Annotated in this window: 12 protein-coding genes and 1 pseudogene; 8 read left to right on the forward strand and 5 right to left on the reverse strand. The window is 64.3% G+C overall.

Features of this window, described 5'->3' with window-relative positions; translation table 11 throughout:
* Nucleotides 1-4: 4 nt before the first annotated feature.
* Both G0D83_RS08950 and G0D83_RS08955 read right to left on the reverse strand, forming a co-directional pair.
* Nucleotides 5-2,062, reverse strand: a complete 2,058-nt coding sequence (locus tag G0D83_RS08950) for an ATP-binding cassette domain-containing protein (protein ID WP_164192229.1) — start codon at nt 2,060-2,062, stop codon at nt 5-7.
* A complete protein-coding gene (locus G0D83_RS08955; RefSeq protein WP_164192232.1) occupies nt 2,059-3,651 on the reverse strand; it encodes an ABC transporter transmembrane domain-containing protein in 1,593 nt (530 codons plus the stop codon). The genes G0D83_RS08950 and G0D83_RS08955 overlap by 4 nt, the downstream gene beginning before the upstream one ends.
* Nucleotides 3,652-3,905: 254 nt before the next feature.
* Here G0D83_RS08955 and G0D83_RS31860 point away from each other — a divergent pair, with 254 nt between their 5' ends.
* The 6 genes from G0D83_RS31860 to G0D83_RS08985 all read left to right on the forward strand — a co-directional run bounded on the left by G0D83_RS31860 (nt 3,906) and on the right by G0D83_RS08985 (nt 8,619).
* Entirely contained in the window at nt 3,906-4,340 is a 435-nt protein-coding gene (locus G0D83_RS31860; protein ID WP_203595036.1) for a hypothetical protein, read from the forward strand.
* Nucleotides 4,341-4,519: 179 nt separating this feature from the next.
* Nucleotides 4,520-5,452, forward strand: a complete 933-nt coding sequence (locus tag G0D83_RS08965; protein ID WP_164192235.1) for a glycosyltransferase family A protein — start codon at nt 4,520-4,522, stop codon at nt 5,450-5,452.
* 274 nt (nt 5,453-5,726) lie between these two features.
* Nucleotides 5,727-6,143, forward strand: coding sequence for a CopG family transcriptional regulator (locus G0D83_RS08970; RefSeq protein WP_108969877.1), 417 nt, complete (start codon nt 5,727-5,729; stop codon nt 6,141-6,143).
* Nucleotides 6,144-6,169: 26 nt separating this feature from the next.
* Nucleotides 6,170-7,261 carry a PHB depolymerase family esterase gene (locus G0D83_RS08975; protein ID WP_164192239.1) on the forward strand — a complete coding sequence of 364 codons (1,092 nt, stop codon included), beginning with the start codon at nt 6,170-6,172 and terminating at the stop codon, nt 7,259-7,261.
* A 183-nt stretch (nt 7,262-7,444) separates the two neighbouring features.
* Nucleotides 7,445-8,101 carry a DUF998 domain-containing protein gene (locus G0D83_RS08980; RefSeq protein ID WP_164192242.1) on the forward strand — a complete coding sequence of 219 codons (657 nt, stop codon included), beginning with the start codon at nt 7,445-7,447 and terminating at the stop codon, nt 8,099-8,101.
* Nucleotides 8,101-8,619: a DUF421 domain-containing protein gene (locus tag G0D83_RS08985; RefSeq protein ID WP_108968856.1), complete on the forward strand. Its 519-nt coding sequence runs from the start codon at nt 8,101-8,103 to the stop codon at nt 8,617-8,619. Before G0D83_RS08980 ends, G0D83_RS08985 begins: the two co-directional genes overlap by 1 nt.
* 224 nt (nt 8,620-8,843) lie before the next feature.
* On the opposite strand, the pseudogene G0D83_RS08990 reads toward G0D83_RS08985, so the two are convergent.
* Both G0D83_RS08990 and G0D83_RS08995 read right to left on the reverse strand, forming a co-directional pair.
* A pseudogene (locus G0D83_RS08990) lies at nt 8,844-8,993 on the reverse strand (IS5/IS1182 family transposase); the annotation flags it as partial.
* Nucleotides 8,994-9,092: 99 nt separating this feature from the next.
* Entirely contained in the window at nt 9,093-10,001 is a 909-nt protein-coding gene (locus tag G0D83_RS08995) for a LysR family transcriptional regulator (protein WP_164192245.1), read from the reverse strand.
* Nucleotides 10,002-10,167: 166 nt separating this feature from the next.
* On the opposite strand from G0D83_RS08995, the gene G0D83_RS09000 reads away from it, so the two are divergent.
* Nucleotides 10,168-11,832: a GMC family oxidoreductase gene (locus tag G0D83_RS09000; RefSeq protein WP_164192249.1), complete on the forward strand. Its 1,665-nt coding sequence runs from the start codon at nt 10,168-10,170 to the stop codon at nt 11,830-11,832.
* A gap of 26 nt (nt 11,833-11,858) precedes the next feature.
* Complete coding sequence (locus G0D83_RS09005) at nt 11,859-14,369, forward strand: CoA transferase (protein ID WP_164192252.1); 2,511 nt, start codon at nt 11,859-11,861, stop codon at nt 14,367-14,369.
* 433 nt (nt 14,370-14,802) lie between these two features.
* On the opposite strand, the gene G0D83_RS09010 is transcribed toward G0D83_RS09005, so the two are convergent.
* On the reverse strand, nt 14,803-15,282 hold the full coding sequence (locus tag G0D83_RS09010; RefSeq protein WP_108968849.1) for a hypothetical protein: 480 nt from the start codon (nt 15,280-15,282) through the stop codon (nt 14,803-14,805).
* Nucleotides 15,283-15,284 lie beyond the last annotated feature (2 nt).

Consider the following 15,284-nt stretch of genomic DNA (forward strand, 5'->3'; position numbering starts at 1 on the left):
GCTGTCAGGCAGCCCCCTGTTCGTTGCCCTCGCCGCGACCGGCGGGGCCGAAGTGACGCAGCAGCCCGTCGTCGAGGTAGATTGCGTTGTCTGCGGCGGGAACCAGCGAGAGATCATGGGTGGAAAAGAAGACCGTGGCATGACCACGGACGCCGCGCAGGAATGCCAGGAACGAGTCCCGCTCGGCGCGATCTGCACAGCCGGTCGGATCGTCCAGCAGAACCAGCACCGGATCGCACCGCGTGGGCGCGGGGCGGTCCGGCGGCGCAAGCTCCCCGGCCAGAACCGCATCGATGGTGGCGCGCGGAGACCACGTGCCGGCCTCTGACAATGCCCAAGGCACCCCGGCTCCCGATCCGCGCTCGGCCAGCGCCGGCAGGATCAAGGAGGCCAGCGCAATCTCTGCGGGGTCGTATTGGCGCAGCGTGACACCATCGAGCAGCACCTGCCCCGATTGCGGAGCGAGGCCACCCGAGAGCAGCCGTAGAAGCGTGGTCTTTCCGGCGCCGTTGGCACCGATGATCACGTTGACGCTTCCCGGCGAGACGCTGAACGACACGTTGTTCAGCGCCGGCTCAGTCTCGGCATCATAGCGAAAATAAGCGCCCTTCACGTCGATCTGTGGCGCGCGGCGCGGCACCGGCTGAAGGGCCACCGGTGCGGCGCTCTCAAGCTCGCTCGCGACCGGCGTCTCCAGCGAGCGCAGGGCCAGACGAATGGCTCGCAGACGCGGCAGCGCGATGAAGAGCGCCTGCGCCGGGCCGGTGATCCGCCAGGTCAGCAACATGGTCGCCACGAGGGCGCCCGAGGTAATCGTGCCGCCGATGGCAAGCCAGACACCAACAGCCAGTGTCGCCAGCGCGGCACCGGTGCCGAGGATCGCTCCCAGCGCCATAATGCCAGCCGAGCGCAGCCCGCGCGTGTAGCTCCCACGGGCCGCATGCGCGGCCTGTTCCGCCAGCCGACCCAGCCAGACGGCGCCAAGCCGGTTTTCCATGATCTCCGGAGCCTTTACCCCGACCTCGTGCAGCATGGCAGCGCGCTCCCTGCCAGCCTGCGCCAGCATCGGATCAGCGCCGGAACGGTCGCGCGAGACCAGCAGGGCCACCCCCATCATGAGCAGCAGATAGAGCGCCGGGACCAACACGAGGATGCCGCCGAGCAGCCCGATCATGACAATCGACAACAGCACGAAGGGCGCGTCAAATACGGCTGCCGTATTAGACGATGCAAAGACATCCGCGCCTCGCCGCGCCGCCGTGATGCGTGTCTCAATGCTCTCTCTGGACTGCGCAAGCACCGCCCGCAACGGCAAGCTCAGCAGCCGGGCCTCGGCGGCGGCACCGGCGAGCGTGGCGAGTCTGGCGTGCTGGGCGGCGAGATAGCGCGCGCGCACCAGGCGTAGCAATGCCACACAGGCTACGGCGAGGGCCGCCCCCGAGAGGACCGGCAGCAGCGAACCAGCCGCCCCCACGCCGAGTACCCGATCGAAAACGGCCATAGTGAACAGCGGCACGAGCAGCGCGACCACATGGATGAAGAAGGAAAGCACCAGCCCTGTCCGGAGCCCGTGGCGCAGGCGGCGCAAGAGGACGTCGCGCGTGATGCGATCGCGGTCCGGCTCCGGTGACCGGTAGATAAACAGCACGCGCCCTGCATCGCCGAGCACCTTGCGAATGTCCGATTGAGGGGCCTCAAAACTGGCGAGGGTGATCTCCTGCCCGTTGATCCGCGCCATGGCGACCGCTTCCTCCCCGCAGAGCGCCACCACCGCCCCATCGCCGCCATCCAGCCAGGTGCGCGGCGGCGCGCTGCCAACCTCGCTCGGCAGGCAGAGGCCGTTCAGAAGCATCGAAGCGTCATCGAGCGTGTCCAGCGCACCCTGCGGTGGCAGGGCGCTATCGAACACCGCGGGGTCCCGCTGCCATCCCAAGCGGCCCAGCACCTCCGACAGCAGATGCTCGAGCGCGCTGTGACGTCGGCCGGAGTGCTCAGGCCGAGCCTGCTGCCCTGCCTCCGTCATCAGGGCATCCGCTGCCGCGGTTCCGCTTGCGACGTTCATGCCGCCACCTGCGCGGGTGCTGGAGAGCCGTCGGCATCACCTGGCGAAAGTTCCTGCCCGTCAAGCACGCCCTCGCGCGTTAGAATGAGAACCGTGGTGCGGGCCGAAACCTGCCGCAGAAAGGCAAGGAGCCGGTCGACGCCGTCCCTGTCGAGGGCATAGGTGGGATGGTTCAGGACCACCAGCCCGGGTGCCCCGGCGAAGGCACGAACCAGACCGATCCGCTTGATGGCACCGCTCGACAACGGCGCAGCAAGCCGGGTGCCGACCTCTGTCTGGTACCCTTTGGCAAGTCGCCCCAAAGGCCGCTGCAAGCCGAGCGCTTCGCTCATCTCCATGGCGATGGTGGTCCGCGACGGATCGAAGCCTGTTATGTTGCCCAGAATCGTACCGCGAAACAGGCTCGGCATCGCTCTCACCATGGCGATCCGGGATGCGTGCGCTTGCGGCACCGCCCGATCGATCCCAGCGACATTCAGTGAGAACGGATCGATCCCGTCCTGCTGCGCCTCGCGCAGCGCATCGTAGAAGGCGACGAAGGCCGCATCCGCCTCGTCGAAGCTCGGAAATGTCACGACCGCCACCTCGCCCGCAGCGACTTCGATCCGACGCTCCTCTGGCCCGACCCAGGACAGGCCAAGCGGCGCATCCGAGGCCGCTTCGTCGATTGCAGGCGGGGAGACTGAGACGGTCTCGGCCATCACCTCCTGCAGCACCCGATGCGCCGTGGCGGCCGTCTGGCGGCGCGCCAGCCCGGCAAGCAACCCGACCAGCCCCGCGACGGCGCGCTGGCCAAGGATCAGGCAAGCCGCCAGAGCGCCGACGGTCATGTTCCCCTCAAGCACTTTCACGGCCCCAAGACCAAGCACCAACACCGCCGTTGCCAAGCTGGAAATCTGCGTGAGGTCGGTGAGCCGCCCGGTCTGGCGCTCGGAGCGTTCGGTTGCCGCGGCCTCGGCCCTGGCGGTCTGACGAAGACCGGCCATGAGTCGTCCCGGCAAGCCCTGCGTGCGCAGCAGCTCAATGCGCGCGAACGCCGCCGTCAGCAGTGACGTCCGCAGAGAGTGTGCCGCGAACCGATCAGCCACGGCCTGCCTGTTGCGATATGCGGCGCGAAAGGCCAGCACGCCGATGACGCCGATCACCGCAAGCGGCGCAAACACCACCGCCCCGCCCAGAAACCAAACGAGGGCAAGAAAGGCGAGTGCAAAGGGCGCGTCGAACAGCCCCATGAGGGTCCGCCCCTCGAGAACCTCGCGCGAGCGTGCAACGGTGGCGAAAAGACCATCGATCCGCCCGGCGCCCATGCGACGGAACTCTTCGCGCGGCATCGCAAGGACATGTCTGGCGACGCGAAGCGACAGGCGATGTTCTTCCGCGCTGCCAATGCGCGCAAAGATCGCAGACCGCGCGAAACGCGCGAGACCATCCAGCAAGAGTGCGATCAGGACCGCTGAAAACAGCACCGCCGCGGTGCCGAGCGCCTGGTTCGGAATGATGCGATCGTAGACCTGGATGAGCGACAGCGGCAGCGCGAGGCCAAGAATATTCGACAGAAGCGACAGCGCAACAATCCAGAAGCGTGACATAGGTGACCTCCACAACCCACCCGTTCACACTACCCAGTCGAGACGACAGCGCAAATGAAAGTGACCCCACCGGACATTTTGACAAGTATTTGGGCGCAAGTTGGAACGGAAAAGCTCTATCTAAAGAGGCGTCGCGGTAGGAGATTTTGAGCCCCAACTTGCCCCTGCCCGTCCCTCGGAGACAATCAGGGTGTCCCGGGGCGTGTGTGGATGCCCCCGGGTTTGCCGTATTCGACGTTTATGCCGACATTGGCATGGCGACCAACGCATGCGCTAATCAGCTTACACCGGTCGTCCGCCGTGCTTGGCACGAAGGTCGGCCTCTGGACGTGAGCGTTATCGTGCTCTGCCAGGTGGTCACGCGACCTGCGGCAGCGCCGGATGAACGCTTGGTGCGCATCTTGGAGTTTGCAGCACGGATGACTGCGCAATGGCGCACGACGTTGATCCAAGGTCTAGAGAAAATCGTGACAACGGTCCTGCCGACCGACCCCAGCTTCCGATTGATTGGACGCAAAGAGTTGGAGCGTCACGTCAACCAGGCCCGGCAGAGCCCACTCGCCAACCCGAAGGATGACTTCCTGCTTTCCTTGATGTGCCTTTTGGCACTTCCGGGGAAGGGTCATACGCGTCTGATCCCAAACGACGCCATCGTGGTTCTTCCGCTCAGATCAGCCCCCATCGATTGATATCCCAAGCAACCCCACAGGCACTCACCGATTTAATGAAATATTTATTTTTTCCGAATTGACTCAAAACTTCATGCGACCTCACGTCTTTCGAATAACCGTGAAGGATCTGTATACCCGATTTATAAATATTCATCCCAAATATGATCTGTCACATGCCGGGGTTAAATACCTATGGCATGGCATTGCTGATTGTCGTCACTCCGAGACTTGCGCCCTGCACCAGACCCTGGGCACAGGGCGCTGAAAACCATGCCCCAATGAAAGCTATGTCCGCCATGACGACATCCCTTGTCTTTATCATTCCAGTCCGTCACCCTAGATCCGTCACGGATTGGAGCGCGCTGCAGAGCTATCTTCGTCAGACGCTAGCATCTGTTTCGGCGCAGACGTCGACCAACTGGGAATGTGTCGTGGTTGCCAATGCCGGGGCTCCATTGCCAGACATGCCCCGGAACTGCCGCATCGTCAGAGTGGACCTGCCGCTGCCGGACCTGCCCGACAGGAAAGCGGACCGGCAATTGTATTACGACGCCGTTCGCCACGACAAGGGACTACGGATCTACGCCGGATTGAAGGGTATCGCAGACACGTCCTATGTTATGGTTGTTGATTTCGACGACTTCGTACATTGCGGGCTGGCTGCGTTCGTGGATGCCCACCGCGATGCCCCAGGCTGGAACATCAACGAAGGCTATGTCTGGAGCGGGGGCGGCTGGTGTTTTGCGAAACCCGGATTTCACATGATGTGCGGCACGTCGCATATTATCCGGCGCGACCTGCTGGGTTCGTTTTCCATGGCCAATGGAGATCCAGACATCGCAGCCATCAAACGCCGCTTGGGCAGTCATATTTTCATCCACGAAGATTTGGCAGCGCAGGGCTATCCGCTGCAGGACTTGCCCTTTGCGGGGGCAGTCTACCGCATTGGCAATCCGCAATCGACCAGCGGCAGCGGGCAATTGGCCGCGGTTATGACGCCGCTTAGCGATATGCTGACCCATCCAGTTCGATTTTTCCGCAAAGCTCTGCGTTATCGACGTGTCACCCAAGATTTGCGTCGGAAATTCACCTTGCCGGATAATCCTTGGTCCGCCTGCCCTGAGAGATAGCTGAGATAAGCAGGCTTAAGTGTTCAGTCCCGGTGTCCTTTGGATCGGGTTGATAATGTACTCCTACGGCGTGAGGCTGTTGAGCGTTTTGAGGCGGCGGACAAAGGCGGGCCCTGCTGCACTGTCCCTGCGGCAAAGGCAGATGGCGAACGCCATGCCCCTAAGCGGGCTTAGGTACGCTCGTGGCGCGATCTCACTACAGACAAACGTACCTGGCCCCTTGCACTCCACAAGAGAACATCCATATACCATCCATGCAGATGGAGAAACGATGATGGCCGAGGTAAGACAGCTCAGGGGCAAGCAGCCCGACAACGAGAAGATCACCATCAATCTCGGCTTTGTCGACTTGGGTCGCATCGATCTGCTGGTGCAGGAAGGGTTCTACTCGAACCGCAGCGACTTCATCCGCACGGCGATCCGCAAGCAACTGGATACGCATGGAGAGGCTGTCGACCGCTCCATCGAGCGCCACACCATGGAGCTCGGTCTTCGGGATTTCGGTCGGGCGGAGCTCGAGCAGCTTCGTGCGGCGGGCGAGGTCCTGCATATCAAGGTCGTGGGCCTCGCCCGCATCGGCTCAGACGTCACGCCCGACCTCGCCCGGGCGACCATCGGCTCGATCACCGTTCTCGGTAGCCTCCAGGCGTCCGCGGACATCAAGAAGGCCCTCGCCGACCGCATCCTGTAGCGTCGGCTCTTACAAGGACGGACCAGATGATCAATCTCAACGCCGGCGCATGGCGCCCGGCGAACGGGCAAACGCGCGCTGCGCGGCTTGCCTCCGCCAACGACCTCGTGACCCGAACCCTCGCCCAGCACGGCCTGACGGCCGGACCGGTGGCCGGGCCGCCCGCCGGCGACGGCAATGAAACGCTGACCTCGGCGCTTTCCGGGCTGATGGCGCGCCTACACCCCGACGGCCGGCCCGCCACGCCGCCCGCCGATCTTCCGGACGGCGCACAATTCGCCGAGGACAGTTTCACCTGCGCCGCCGGAACGCGCCGCTACCGCACCTACGTGCCCGCCTCGGCCCGGGAGGGGATCACCGGCCTTGTGGTGATGCTTCACGGCTGCACCCAGACCCCGGAGGATTTTGCCGCCGGGACCGGCATGAACGCCCTCGCCGAGCAGCATCGGTTTGTCGTTGTCTACCCGCATCAATCGCGCGGCGACAACGCCCAGTCCTGCTGGAACTGGTTCAGCCGCGGTGACCAGACGCGGGATCGGGGTGAGCCAGCGATCCTTGCCGGCCTGACGCGCGAGGTCATCGCGCGCCATGCCATACCGGGGGACAAGGTCTTCGTGGCGGGTCTCTCGGCGGGCGCGGCAATGGCGGTCATTCTCGGCGGCGCCTACCCGGAGCTGTTCCGCGCCGTGGGCGCGCATTCGGGTCTGCCCGCGGGGGCCGCGAAAGATGTGCCCTCGGCCTTTTCGGCCATGGCCGGTCGTGAGGCCGGCAGCGCACCGCGCAAGGCCCCCACGCGAACCATCGTCTTTCACGGCGATGCCGATACCACCGTTCACCCGTCCAACGGCGTGGGTATCGTCCGGCAGGCGCTCGATGGGGGCCCGGCGCAGAGCCTTCAGACCGAGGCTGCGGGCGCCGCGGGGGGGCGGTCCTATCAACTTGGCACGACCTACGACGACGCCGGCACGGAAGCGGTCGAACACTGGGTTGTCGAGGGTCTGGGACATGCATGGTCCGGCGGACAGTCCGCAGGCAGCTACACCGATCCGAAAGGCCCGGATGCGAGCGCCGAGATGGTCCGCTTCTTCTTCAACCCGTCCACGCGGCAGACTGGCTGAAGCGTCGGGTCGACACCCGATATCGCGCGCAGCAATTGCCGCCAGCGCAATTGCTGCGACATCGACCCAAGACATCGGCCCAACAAGCAAAAACGCTGTCGGGAGGGGTGGGATCAGAGCACATCTTTAATAAATGAACCAATGAGCCCCGGGAACGTTGGTCCTTTATCCCGAGGAGCTCAGATGCCACTAACCGCGGAGACCCCCCGCCAGTTGCCCGCCGAAACCGCCGAGCGACCTGCCCTTATGCATGCTCTCGTTCTGCTGGCGATCTTCGGTTGCGTAGCGCTCACCGCCTCTATCTTGATCGCTGATTTCGTTGTTCCCGACCACGACTGGATTGCGGACACCATCAGTGATCTCGGCGCAGGGCGCTATGAGTTCATCGTCGATACAGGCCTCTACGCCTTTTCCGCGGCATTGATCGGTCTTGCGGTGCTGGCGGCGCATGTCCACCTCGGCGCCTGGGATTGGAGTGTCGGGATCATTGCACTCATCGTCTTTGGCCTTCTGGTTTTCCTCATTGGGGCCCGCAACGAATACGGCGACAATGACAGCGAGGGCTGGGTGATCCACACCTACCTAGTCTATGCGCTGGGTCTCGCCATGGCCACGGCCTGCTTTGCCTTGGCGCGCGGGGCAGCCCGGGTCGGCCCAAGGTATCGCACGATCCTGATTGGTACCGGCGTCGTCTGGTGTGCCTCGGCACCCATCTTCTTCTTTCTGCCCACGGCGGTCGACGGCATCTACGAGCGCTACCTTGGGGCCGTTTCCTACGTGCTGGTCCTGACCCTTGCACACCTCTTTCACCAACGCGCCAAGCAGCGGAAGGCGACCTGATGTTCACGGATATTGCTGCTCTCGATATTGTCCTTCGCGGCACGCTGCTTGCCCTGGTCGGCCTGGCGTGGGTGGTGATCTGCGTTCGGGTCATCGGTTTGCGCGCATTCTCAAAGATGACATCATTCGATTTCGTCACCACGATCGCCATCGGGTCACTTCTGGCCGGATGCGTCCAAGCGACGACCTGGAGCGGGGTCGCGCAGGCTCTCATCGCCGTTTCTGCTCTTCTCGGAATCCAGTATGGCGTCTCGCGGACGCGCGCACGGCGTGACGATTTCGAGGGATTGATCGGCAACACCCCGACCTTGCTCATGCGTGACGGTGAGTTTCAGGAGGCCTCGCTGTTGCGCACGCGAACCTCCCGCAGCGACGTCATCGCAAAACTCCGCGAAGCCAATGTTTTGGACCTCAGGGAAGTGCGAGCGGTCGTGCTCGAATCCACCGGAGACATCTCGGTTCTACACGGTGAGAGTTTGAACGATATCCTTCTTGAGGGGGTGAGGACAGGCAGATGACGCGCGGCGTCTTCAGAAGAGCACACCACTTCTTGCAGCGCTTGGAGAGCTGACATGCGATCTTGTGCAGGGAATGACCGCTTCGTCCTCGTCCAAGGTTTGTGGCTGCTGGATGCTTGCGATCCAGCGGCGATAAATCTGACAAGGAGCAAAGCGCGGGCAGCTTTCGGTGCTATGGGGAGTGTGGCTCAGGTCCGGGCCTTGGATGCCTTGGGGTCTGTGCCCTGCACCGCTTCTCTGAACCAATCGGCATCGTAGCCACGATTTCCGAGCAGCCATTTCACGTTGGGCATCCCGCTGACCAGGGCATGCGCCCCGATATAGTCGCCGACGGGTCCGGCAGTCAGGAACAGGTCGATGAGCCGGTCCTTGGCTGCACCTTGGTGACGCCTCGCGCGTGCGAGCGGCCTCGGAACCGAGCCTCGACCCGGTCGTTTCTCCAGGCCCGACCCTTTGTTCTCTCCCATCGGGCGTCATCCCCAAATGATCGCGAGCTGGCTGAAGAGCGCGGCGACGACCGGAGTTGCCTCGCGTGATTTCAGCGACAACATGACGAGACAGGCGGGAACGCTTTGGGTCTCGCACAGGCTGAGGCCGAAGGAATGCTGCTGGTCGAGGGCGATGGTTTCGCGGCACAGGCACAGGCCCACGCCCGCGCGCACCATCTCCAGCATCGACGCCTCGTGGTCCACCAGCGCGACGACGTTCTGGGTGCAGCCATGGTCCGCAAAGATCCGACCCAGAAGCCGGTTGTGGACAGAGGCCGCGGTCGTTCCGATCCACGGCAATTTCGCCAAGTCGCTCCAATCGGCTGTGGCGACACGGGAGTCCCAGCCCACCGGGGCGATGATGCGGTAGGTGAATGTGGCGAGATGCTTCACGTGCATGGCGTCTTGCGACGCAAGCGCGTCGACCGCGCCAGGGTCCGTCAGGTAGAACCCGGCGTCGATCTGGCGGCGATGCAGCTTCTCGAGGATTTCGCCGCTGATGCCGTGCACCAGTTCCGTGGTGATGCCGGGATGCGCCGCGCCCAACTGGCTCAGAAGCCGGCCGAGCCGGATGAACTCGGGGTCCACGATCGTCCCGATGCGGAGCGCCCCGGACACCTGCCCGACCCGCCCGACGGCGTGTTGCCGGAAGTCTGCCATGGCGTTCAGGACGGCTTCGGCCTTGGGCAACAACGCCTTGCCGTCCGGCGTCAGGTCGAGCCCATGCGGCGCGCGCTTGAAGTAGGTGACGCCGGTCTCTTCACCCAGACGCCTGATCTGATGGCTGATCGCAGGTTGCGTCAGGTTCAGCACTTCGGCGGCACGCGAAACGCTGCCCTCCCGCGCGACAGTGACGAAGGCCAGAAGGCCATTGAGATTGAAAATCCGTTCCATATTAAGAATCTTAATATCAGTCACAGAAATTAGTCATTGGGAAAACGCATCCGGCCTTTTTAACCTCGATCCACAGAAGCGCAGGGAGGAGCCTTCGACCCAATCGTCCGCTGTCGCGGCGCGATGCAGGGCGGGGTGCATGTCCTGCCAAACGGCGAGGGACATCATGGCTAAACCTGCATCCGAATTCGATTTCATCGTGATTGGCGGCGGCTCCGCAGGCTGCCTCCTGGCCAACCGCCTCTCTGCCGACCCGCAAAACCGCGTCCTGCTGCTGGAAGCGGGCAAGCCCGACACCTACCCCTGGATCCACGTCCCCGTCGGCTACCTCTATTGCATCGGCAACCCGCGCACCGACTGGATGTACAACACCGAAGCCGACAAGGGCCTGAACGGGCGCACCCTGCGCTACCCCCGAGGCAAGACGCTGGGCGGCTGCTCCTCGATCAACGGCATGATCTACATGCGGGGTCAGGCCCGCGACTACGACAACTGGGCTGCCCTGACTGGCGAAGAAGACTGGTCCTGGGATAGTTCGCTGAACGATTTCAAGGCGCATGAGGATCACTACAAGCTGGACGGAGGTGCCGACCCGAAGACGGGCGACAACGAGCGGTTCTCCGACATGCACGGTCATGGCGGCGAGTGGCGCGTCGAAAAGCAGCGCTTGCGGTGGGATGTGCTCGACAGCTTCGCCAACGCCGCCGAAGAGGCCGGCATCGAGAAGACCGACGACTTCAACAGCGGGGACAACACGGGGGTCGGCTATTTCGACGTCAACCAGCGGTCTGGCTGGCGGTGGAACACCTCCAAGGCGTTCCTGCGGCCCGCGCGGCAGCGGCGCAACCTGACGGTCTGGACCGAGGCCCAGGCCGAGAAGCTGACCTTCGAGACAGGACCGGATGGCGTTGCCCGGTGTACCGGCGTTCGGGTCAGCCACAAGGGCCGCACGGTGAGCGTGACCGCGCGGCGCGAGACCGTCCTGTCGGCCGGCGCAATCAACTCGCCGCAGATCCTGCAGCTTTCCGGGATCGGGCCGGCAGGTCTGCTGCGCACCCATGGCATCGAGGTTCTGCGCGACGCCCCGGTCGGAGAGAACCTGCAGGACCACCTGCAAATCCGCGCGGTCTACAAGGTCACCGGCACACGGACGCTGAACGCCCTCGCCAGCACGCTGTTCGGCAAGGCGAACATCGGCATGGAATATGCCTTCCGGCGGTCTGGCCCGATGAGCATGGCACCCAGCCAGCTCGGCGCCTTCACCCGCTCCGACGAGACGCGGGCGCACGCCAACCTCGAATACCATGTCCAGCCGCTCAGTCTTGACGCCTTCGGGGAACCTCTGCACGCCTTCCCCGCCATCACGGTCAGCGTCTGCAATCTCAACCCCAGCAGCCGAGGCACCGTGCGCCTCCGGTCCGGCAATTTCCGCGATGCGCCGATGATCTCGCCGAACTATCTGGACACCGAGGACGACCGCAAGGTCGCGGCGGACAGCCTTCGCCAGGTGCGGCGGATCATGGCGCAGCCTGCGATGGCGGGCTACCGCCCCGAGGAATTCAAACCCGGCATCCAGTACCAGAGCGACGACGACCTCGCAAAGCTGGCCGGGGACATCGCCAACACGATCTTTCACCCGGTCGGCACCGTGAAAATGGGCCGCGATGACGATGACACCGCCGTGCTCGACCCGCACCTGAGGGTGAAGGGCGTGGCCGGCCTGCGGGTGGTCGATGCCAGCATCATGCCGGAAATCACCAGCGGCAACACCAACTCGCCGACGCTGATGATCGCGGAAAAAGCGGCACGCTGGATCCTGGCCGGCCAATGACACCTGCGTTCAACCGCGGAGGAACCATGCGCACTTCTTTCTCGAACCTGCCCCTGACCGGAGTCAAAGTGATCGATTTCGGGCAGTATATCGCGGGCCCCGCCGTGGCGATGCTGCTCGGCGATCTGGGCGCGACGGTCATCCACGTCGATCCGCTGGACGGCCCGATGTGGGACAGCCCGGCCAACGCCACGCTGATGCGCAACAAGCTGATCGTGAACCTCGACCTCAAGTCCGAACAGGGGCTGGTCGAGGCGCGGGCGCTCTGCGCCGAGGCCGACATTATCGTCGAGAATTTCCGCCCCGGAAAACTTGCCGCGCTGGGGCTCGATTTTGCCGAGATGCGCAAGGAGCGCCCCGAGCTGATCACGGTTTCCCTGCCGGGGTTTGCGTCGAACGACGCAGAGCGCCGCGAGCAGCGCGCCTTCGAAAGCGTTGTCGCCGCCAGCTCGGGGGTCTTCACCGACATGGGGCTGAACCGCGTTCTCATGGGTCTGAACCCCTCGTTCTCGCCGCTGCCTCTGGCTTCGGCCTATGCCTCGCAGATCGCCGCCTCGGCGACGGTTCTGGCCCTGCAGTCGCGGCAGCTGACCGGCCTCGGCGACCAGATCGAAGTGCCCTTGGCGGCGGCGGTGATGGAGGGGCTGTGTTACAACTCCATCAAGGTTGGCGACATGCCGGAGCGCTACCTGACCCAGCGCGAGATCGAGATCGAGCGACGCCGCATCGAAGGCCTGCCGATGAACGTCTCCTACCCGGAGCTGCAGGAACTGCTCGATCCCTTCTTCCGCAGCTACATGTGCAAGGACGGGCGCGGCTTCTACGTCGTCTGCCCGAGCCACAAGCACCACGCGCGCCGCTGCCTCGAGGTTCTGGGGCTCTATGAAGAGATGGTCGCGGAGGGTCTTCAGGAAGAGGACGACACCTACAAGCCCCAGTCCGAGTGGGTCTCGGATACATCGCTCGGGGTCTATCCGATGCCGAAATTCTGGGCCGACAAGATCGCGGCGCGGATGAAGGAGGTTTTCATGACCCGAACCTCCCACGAGTGGAAGCGGATGTTCGGCCGGGCCGGCATCCCCGGGGCGCCGCAGCGTTGGCTTCAGGAATGGATCAACGACGAATACGCCGAGACCTCGGGCCTGATGATCGACGTCTGGGATCCGGAATACGGCGAGATGATCCAGCCCGGCCCGGTGGTCTGGATGGAAGAAAGCGGCGAGGAGGCCCTGAGCCCCGCACCGCGCCGCTGGGTGACGGTCGACGAGGCGCTGAAGGTGCTGCGCAAGCTGCGCACCGAGATCCCGGATGCCGAAGACGGCATCGAACAGGAGGGGTGGCTCTCGGGCGTGCGCGTGCTCGACATGTGCAACGTCATCGCCGGTCCGCATTCCGCCAGCTACCTCGCGCGCTTTGGTGCCGAGGTCATCAAGATCGACCCGGCGCAGCCCCTCTATGACAGTTGGAACACGGTGATCTACGGCCTCAGCCAAGGCCGGGGCAAGAAGTCGATCCTTGCCGACGCAAAGTCGGAGCACGGGCGCAAGGTGTTCGAAGACCTCGTGAAATCCGTCGACGTGATCTTCTGGAACGCCCCGGACAGCCAGATCAGGCGCATGGGGCTGGACGCGGAAAGCCTGCGCAAGCTGAACCCCGAGGCGATCTTCTGCAAGCTCGACTGCTTCGGCGGCGTGCGGCGCGGCACGCGCACCGATTACATCGGCTATGATGACCTCGTGCAGGCCACCACCGGCATCATGCTGCGCTTCGGCGGCTCGATGGACCGCCCCGAGGAACACGCCCACGTCGGCACGATCGACGTGATGTGTGGCTTCGGCGGGGCGCTGGCCGTGGCCGCCGCGCTCTACCAGAAGAACCGCTTTGGCCGGATCGGGCGCGGCCGGACGTCGCTGTCAGCGAACAGCGGCCTGCTGCAGGTGCCCTTCGCCTATGACTTCCGCGGCAGGGGCCTCTTCGACGAGCCCTCCGGTCCGGAGGTCAACGGCTACGATTCACTGTCCCGTTTCTACAGCACGGCGTCGGGCATCTACATCCTGCTCTGCGCCTACGAAAGCGACCTCCCCCGTTTCCGCAATGTCGAGGATCTGTCGGATCTGCCGGACCTGCCCGCGGACGACCGGGCGGCCTACCTGGCCGGGGCGTTCCAGATGCATCCGGCGTCAGAATGGATCACCCGGTTGCGCGCGGCGGACATCGGCTGCGCGATCTGCAACAACATCGACGCATTGCGCTCCGAGAACACGCGCGAACCGGACGGCACGCCCGGCACCGATCGCGGCAGCTATTCCTTCTCGCACTACAGCGACCATCCCAGCGGCCACGAGGTGACCCAGCTTGATCCCTACGCCGTGCGCCCGACACGCGGAAAGGTCTACGCCCTGTCGCCCACGGAGAAGTTCGGCGCGTCCACGCGCGCCATCCTGACCGACCTCGGCTACTCCGAGGCGGCCATCGAGAAGATGTTGAAATCCGGACAGCTCAGCGAAAGCTGGAGCACGGAATACCTGCCCAGCTGAGGGCAGTTCGGGGCGGGCAGAGATGCCCGCCCCTGCCTTGCGGTGCGCCGCATTCTCCCAACGGCCCGGTCCCCTCCTGTCGCGCTGCCCTGCGCGGCAAACGGAGGAGGCTGCCCGCTCCCCATTTGTCTGAACGGAGGAGAGATGACTAACAAACCCCCTTTGATGGAACTGGATATCCCGACTGCGGACCGCGGGGTCTGCTCGGGCCTCGCCAAGGGCTGGCCATTTCGCCCAAGCTGCTGGTCAGCGCGCTGATCGACTTCAGATGAAGACGTTTCGATCCATTTCGGGGTCTACACCTCATTCTCATCGCAGACAGTCCGGCGTTGACCTGCCGCGCTTTCATGCGGACCGTTTCGAACTTCGTTCCCGGCGGAGCACGGCGTCCACGGGCCGCGCAGCGCGGCCTGTGGTGGGGATCAGGGCGCGGTCAGAGGAAGGCCTGCGCCACGATGGCCGAGCCGACGTAGGTGCCGGTCATCACCAGAACGGCGACCACGGCGATCTTCCAGCCCGAGGTCTTGGCGATCTCGATCTCGCGCCGGGCAATCGCGATGCCCGCATAGGCAAGGCAGGGCGTCGCCAGCGTCAGGAAGTTGACGTGGCTGACCTTGTCGAGGATCCAGGCGCTGCCCGGGGTCCAGGGCATGGTGGCAAGGATGCCGACCAGCGAGATCCAGGCCACCGAGGGCAGCTTGAACGGCACCACCTTGGTCAGCACCATGCCGATCATGCACATCACCCACAGGATGATCAGCCCCACCAGCCCCTGCGGCACGGTGTTCTCGGTCGCCACGGTGTTGCCAACCAAGGCGATCACGCAGACCACCGCCAGCGCCGCGGCGTGGGCGCCGAGGCCGAACTTGGGGTCTTCGGTCAGATCGATGTCGTCAGTACGGATATCGCTCATGG

Source organism: Salipiger sp. PrR003 (assembly GCF_010500785.1).
Taxonomy (GTDB): Bacteria; Pseudomonadota; Alphaproteobacteria; order Rhodobacterales; family Rhodobacteraceae; genus Salipiger; species Salipiger pacificus_A.

Coding starts and splice junctions, on each gene's coding strand:
- G0D83_RS09000 (WP_164192249.1), top strand. CDS start 10,168: ATGGCTAAACCTGCATCCGAATTCGATTTCATCGTGATTGGCGGCGGC.
- G0D83_RS31860 (WP_203595036.1), top strand. CDS start 3,906: ATGGCGACCAACGCATGCGCTAATCAGCTTACACCGGTCGTCCGCCGT.
- G0D83_RS09010 (WP_108968849.1), bottom strand. CDS start 15,282: ATGAGCGATATCCGTACTGACGACATCGATCTGACCGAAGACCCCAAG.
- G0D83_RS08970 (WP_108969877.1), top strand. CDS start 5,727: ATGGCCGAGGTAAGACAGCTCAGGGGCAAGCAGCCCGACAACGAGAAG.
- G0D83_RS08980 (WP_164192242.1), top strand. CDS start 7,445: ATGCCACTAACCGCGGAGACCCCCCGCCAGTTGCCCGCCGAAACCGCC.
- G0D83_RS08950 (WP_164192229.1), bottom strand. CDS start 2,062: ATGAACGTCGCAAGCGGAACCGCGGCAGCGGATGCCCTGATGACGGAG.
- G0D83_RS08985 (WP_108968856.1), top strand. CDS start 8,101: ATGTTCACGGATATTGCTGCTCTCGATATTGTCCTTCGCGGCACGCTG.
- G0D83_RS08955 (WP_164192232.1), bottom strand. CDS start 3,651: ATGTCACGCTTCTGGATTGTTGCGCTGTCGCTTCTGTCGAATATTCTT.
- G0D83_RS08965 (WP_164192235.1), top strand. CDS start 4,520: ATGGCATTGCTGATTGTCGTCACTCCGAGACTTGCGCCCTGCACCAGA.
- G0D83_RS08995 (WP_164192245.1), bottom strand. CDS start 10,001: ATGGAACGGATTTTCAATCTCAATGGCCTTCTGGCCTTCGTCACTGTC.
- G0D83_RS09005 (WP_164192252.1), top strand. CDS start 11,859: ATGCGCACTTCTTTCTCGAACCTGCCCCTGACCGGAGTCAAAGTGATC.
- G0D83_RS08975 (WP_164192239.1), top strand. CDS start 6,170: ATGATCAATCTCAACGCCGGCGCATGGCGCCCGGCGAACGGGCAAACG.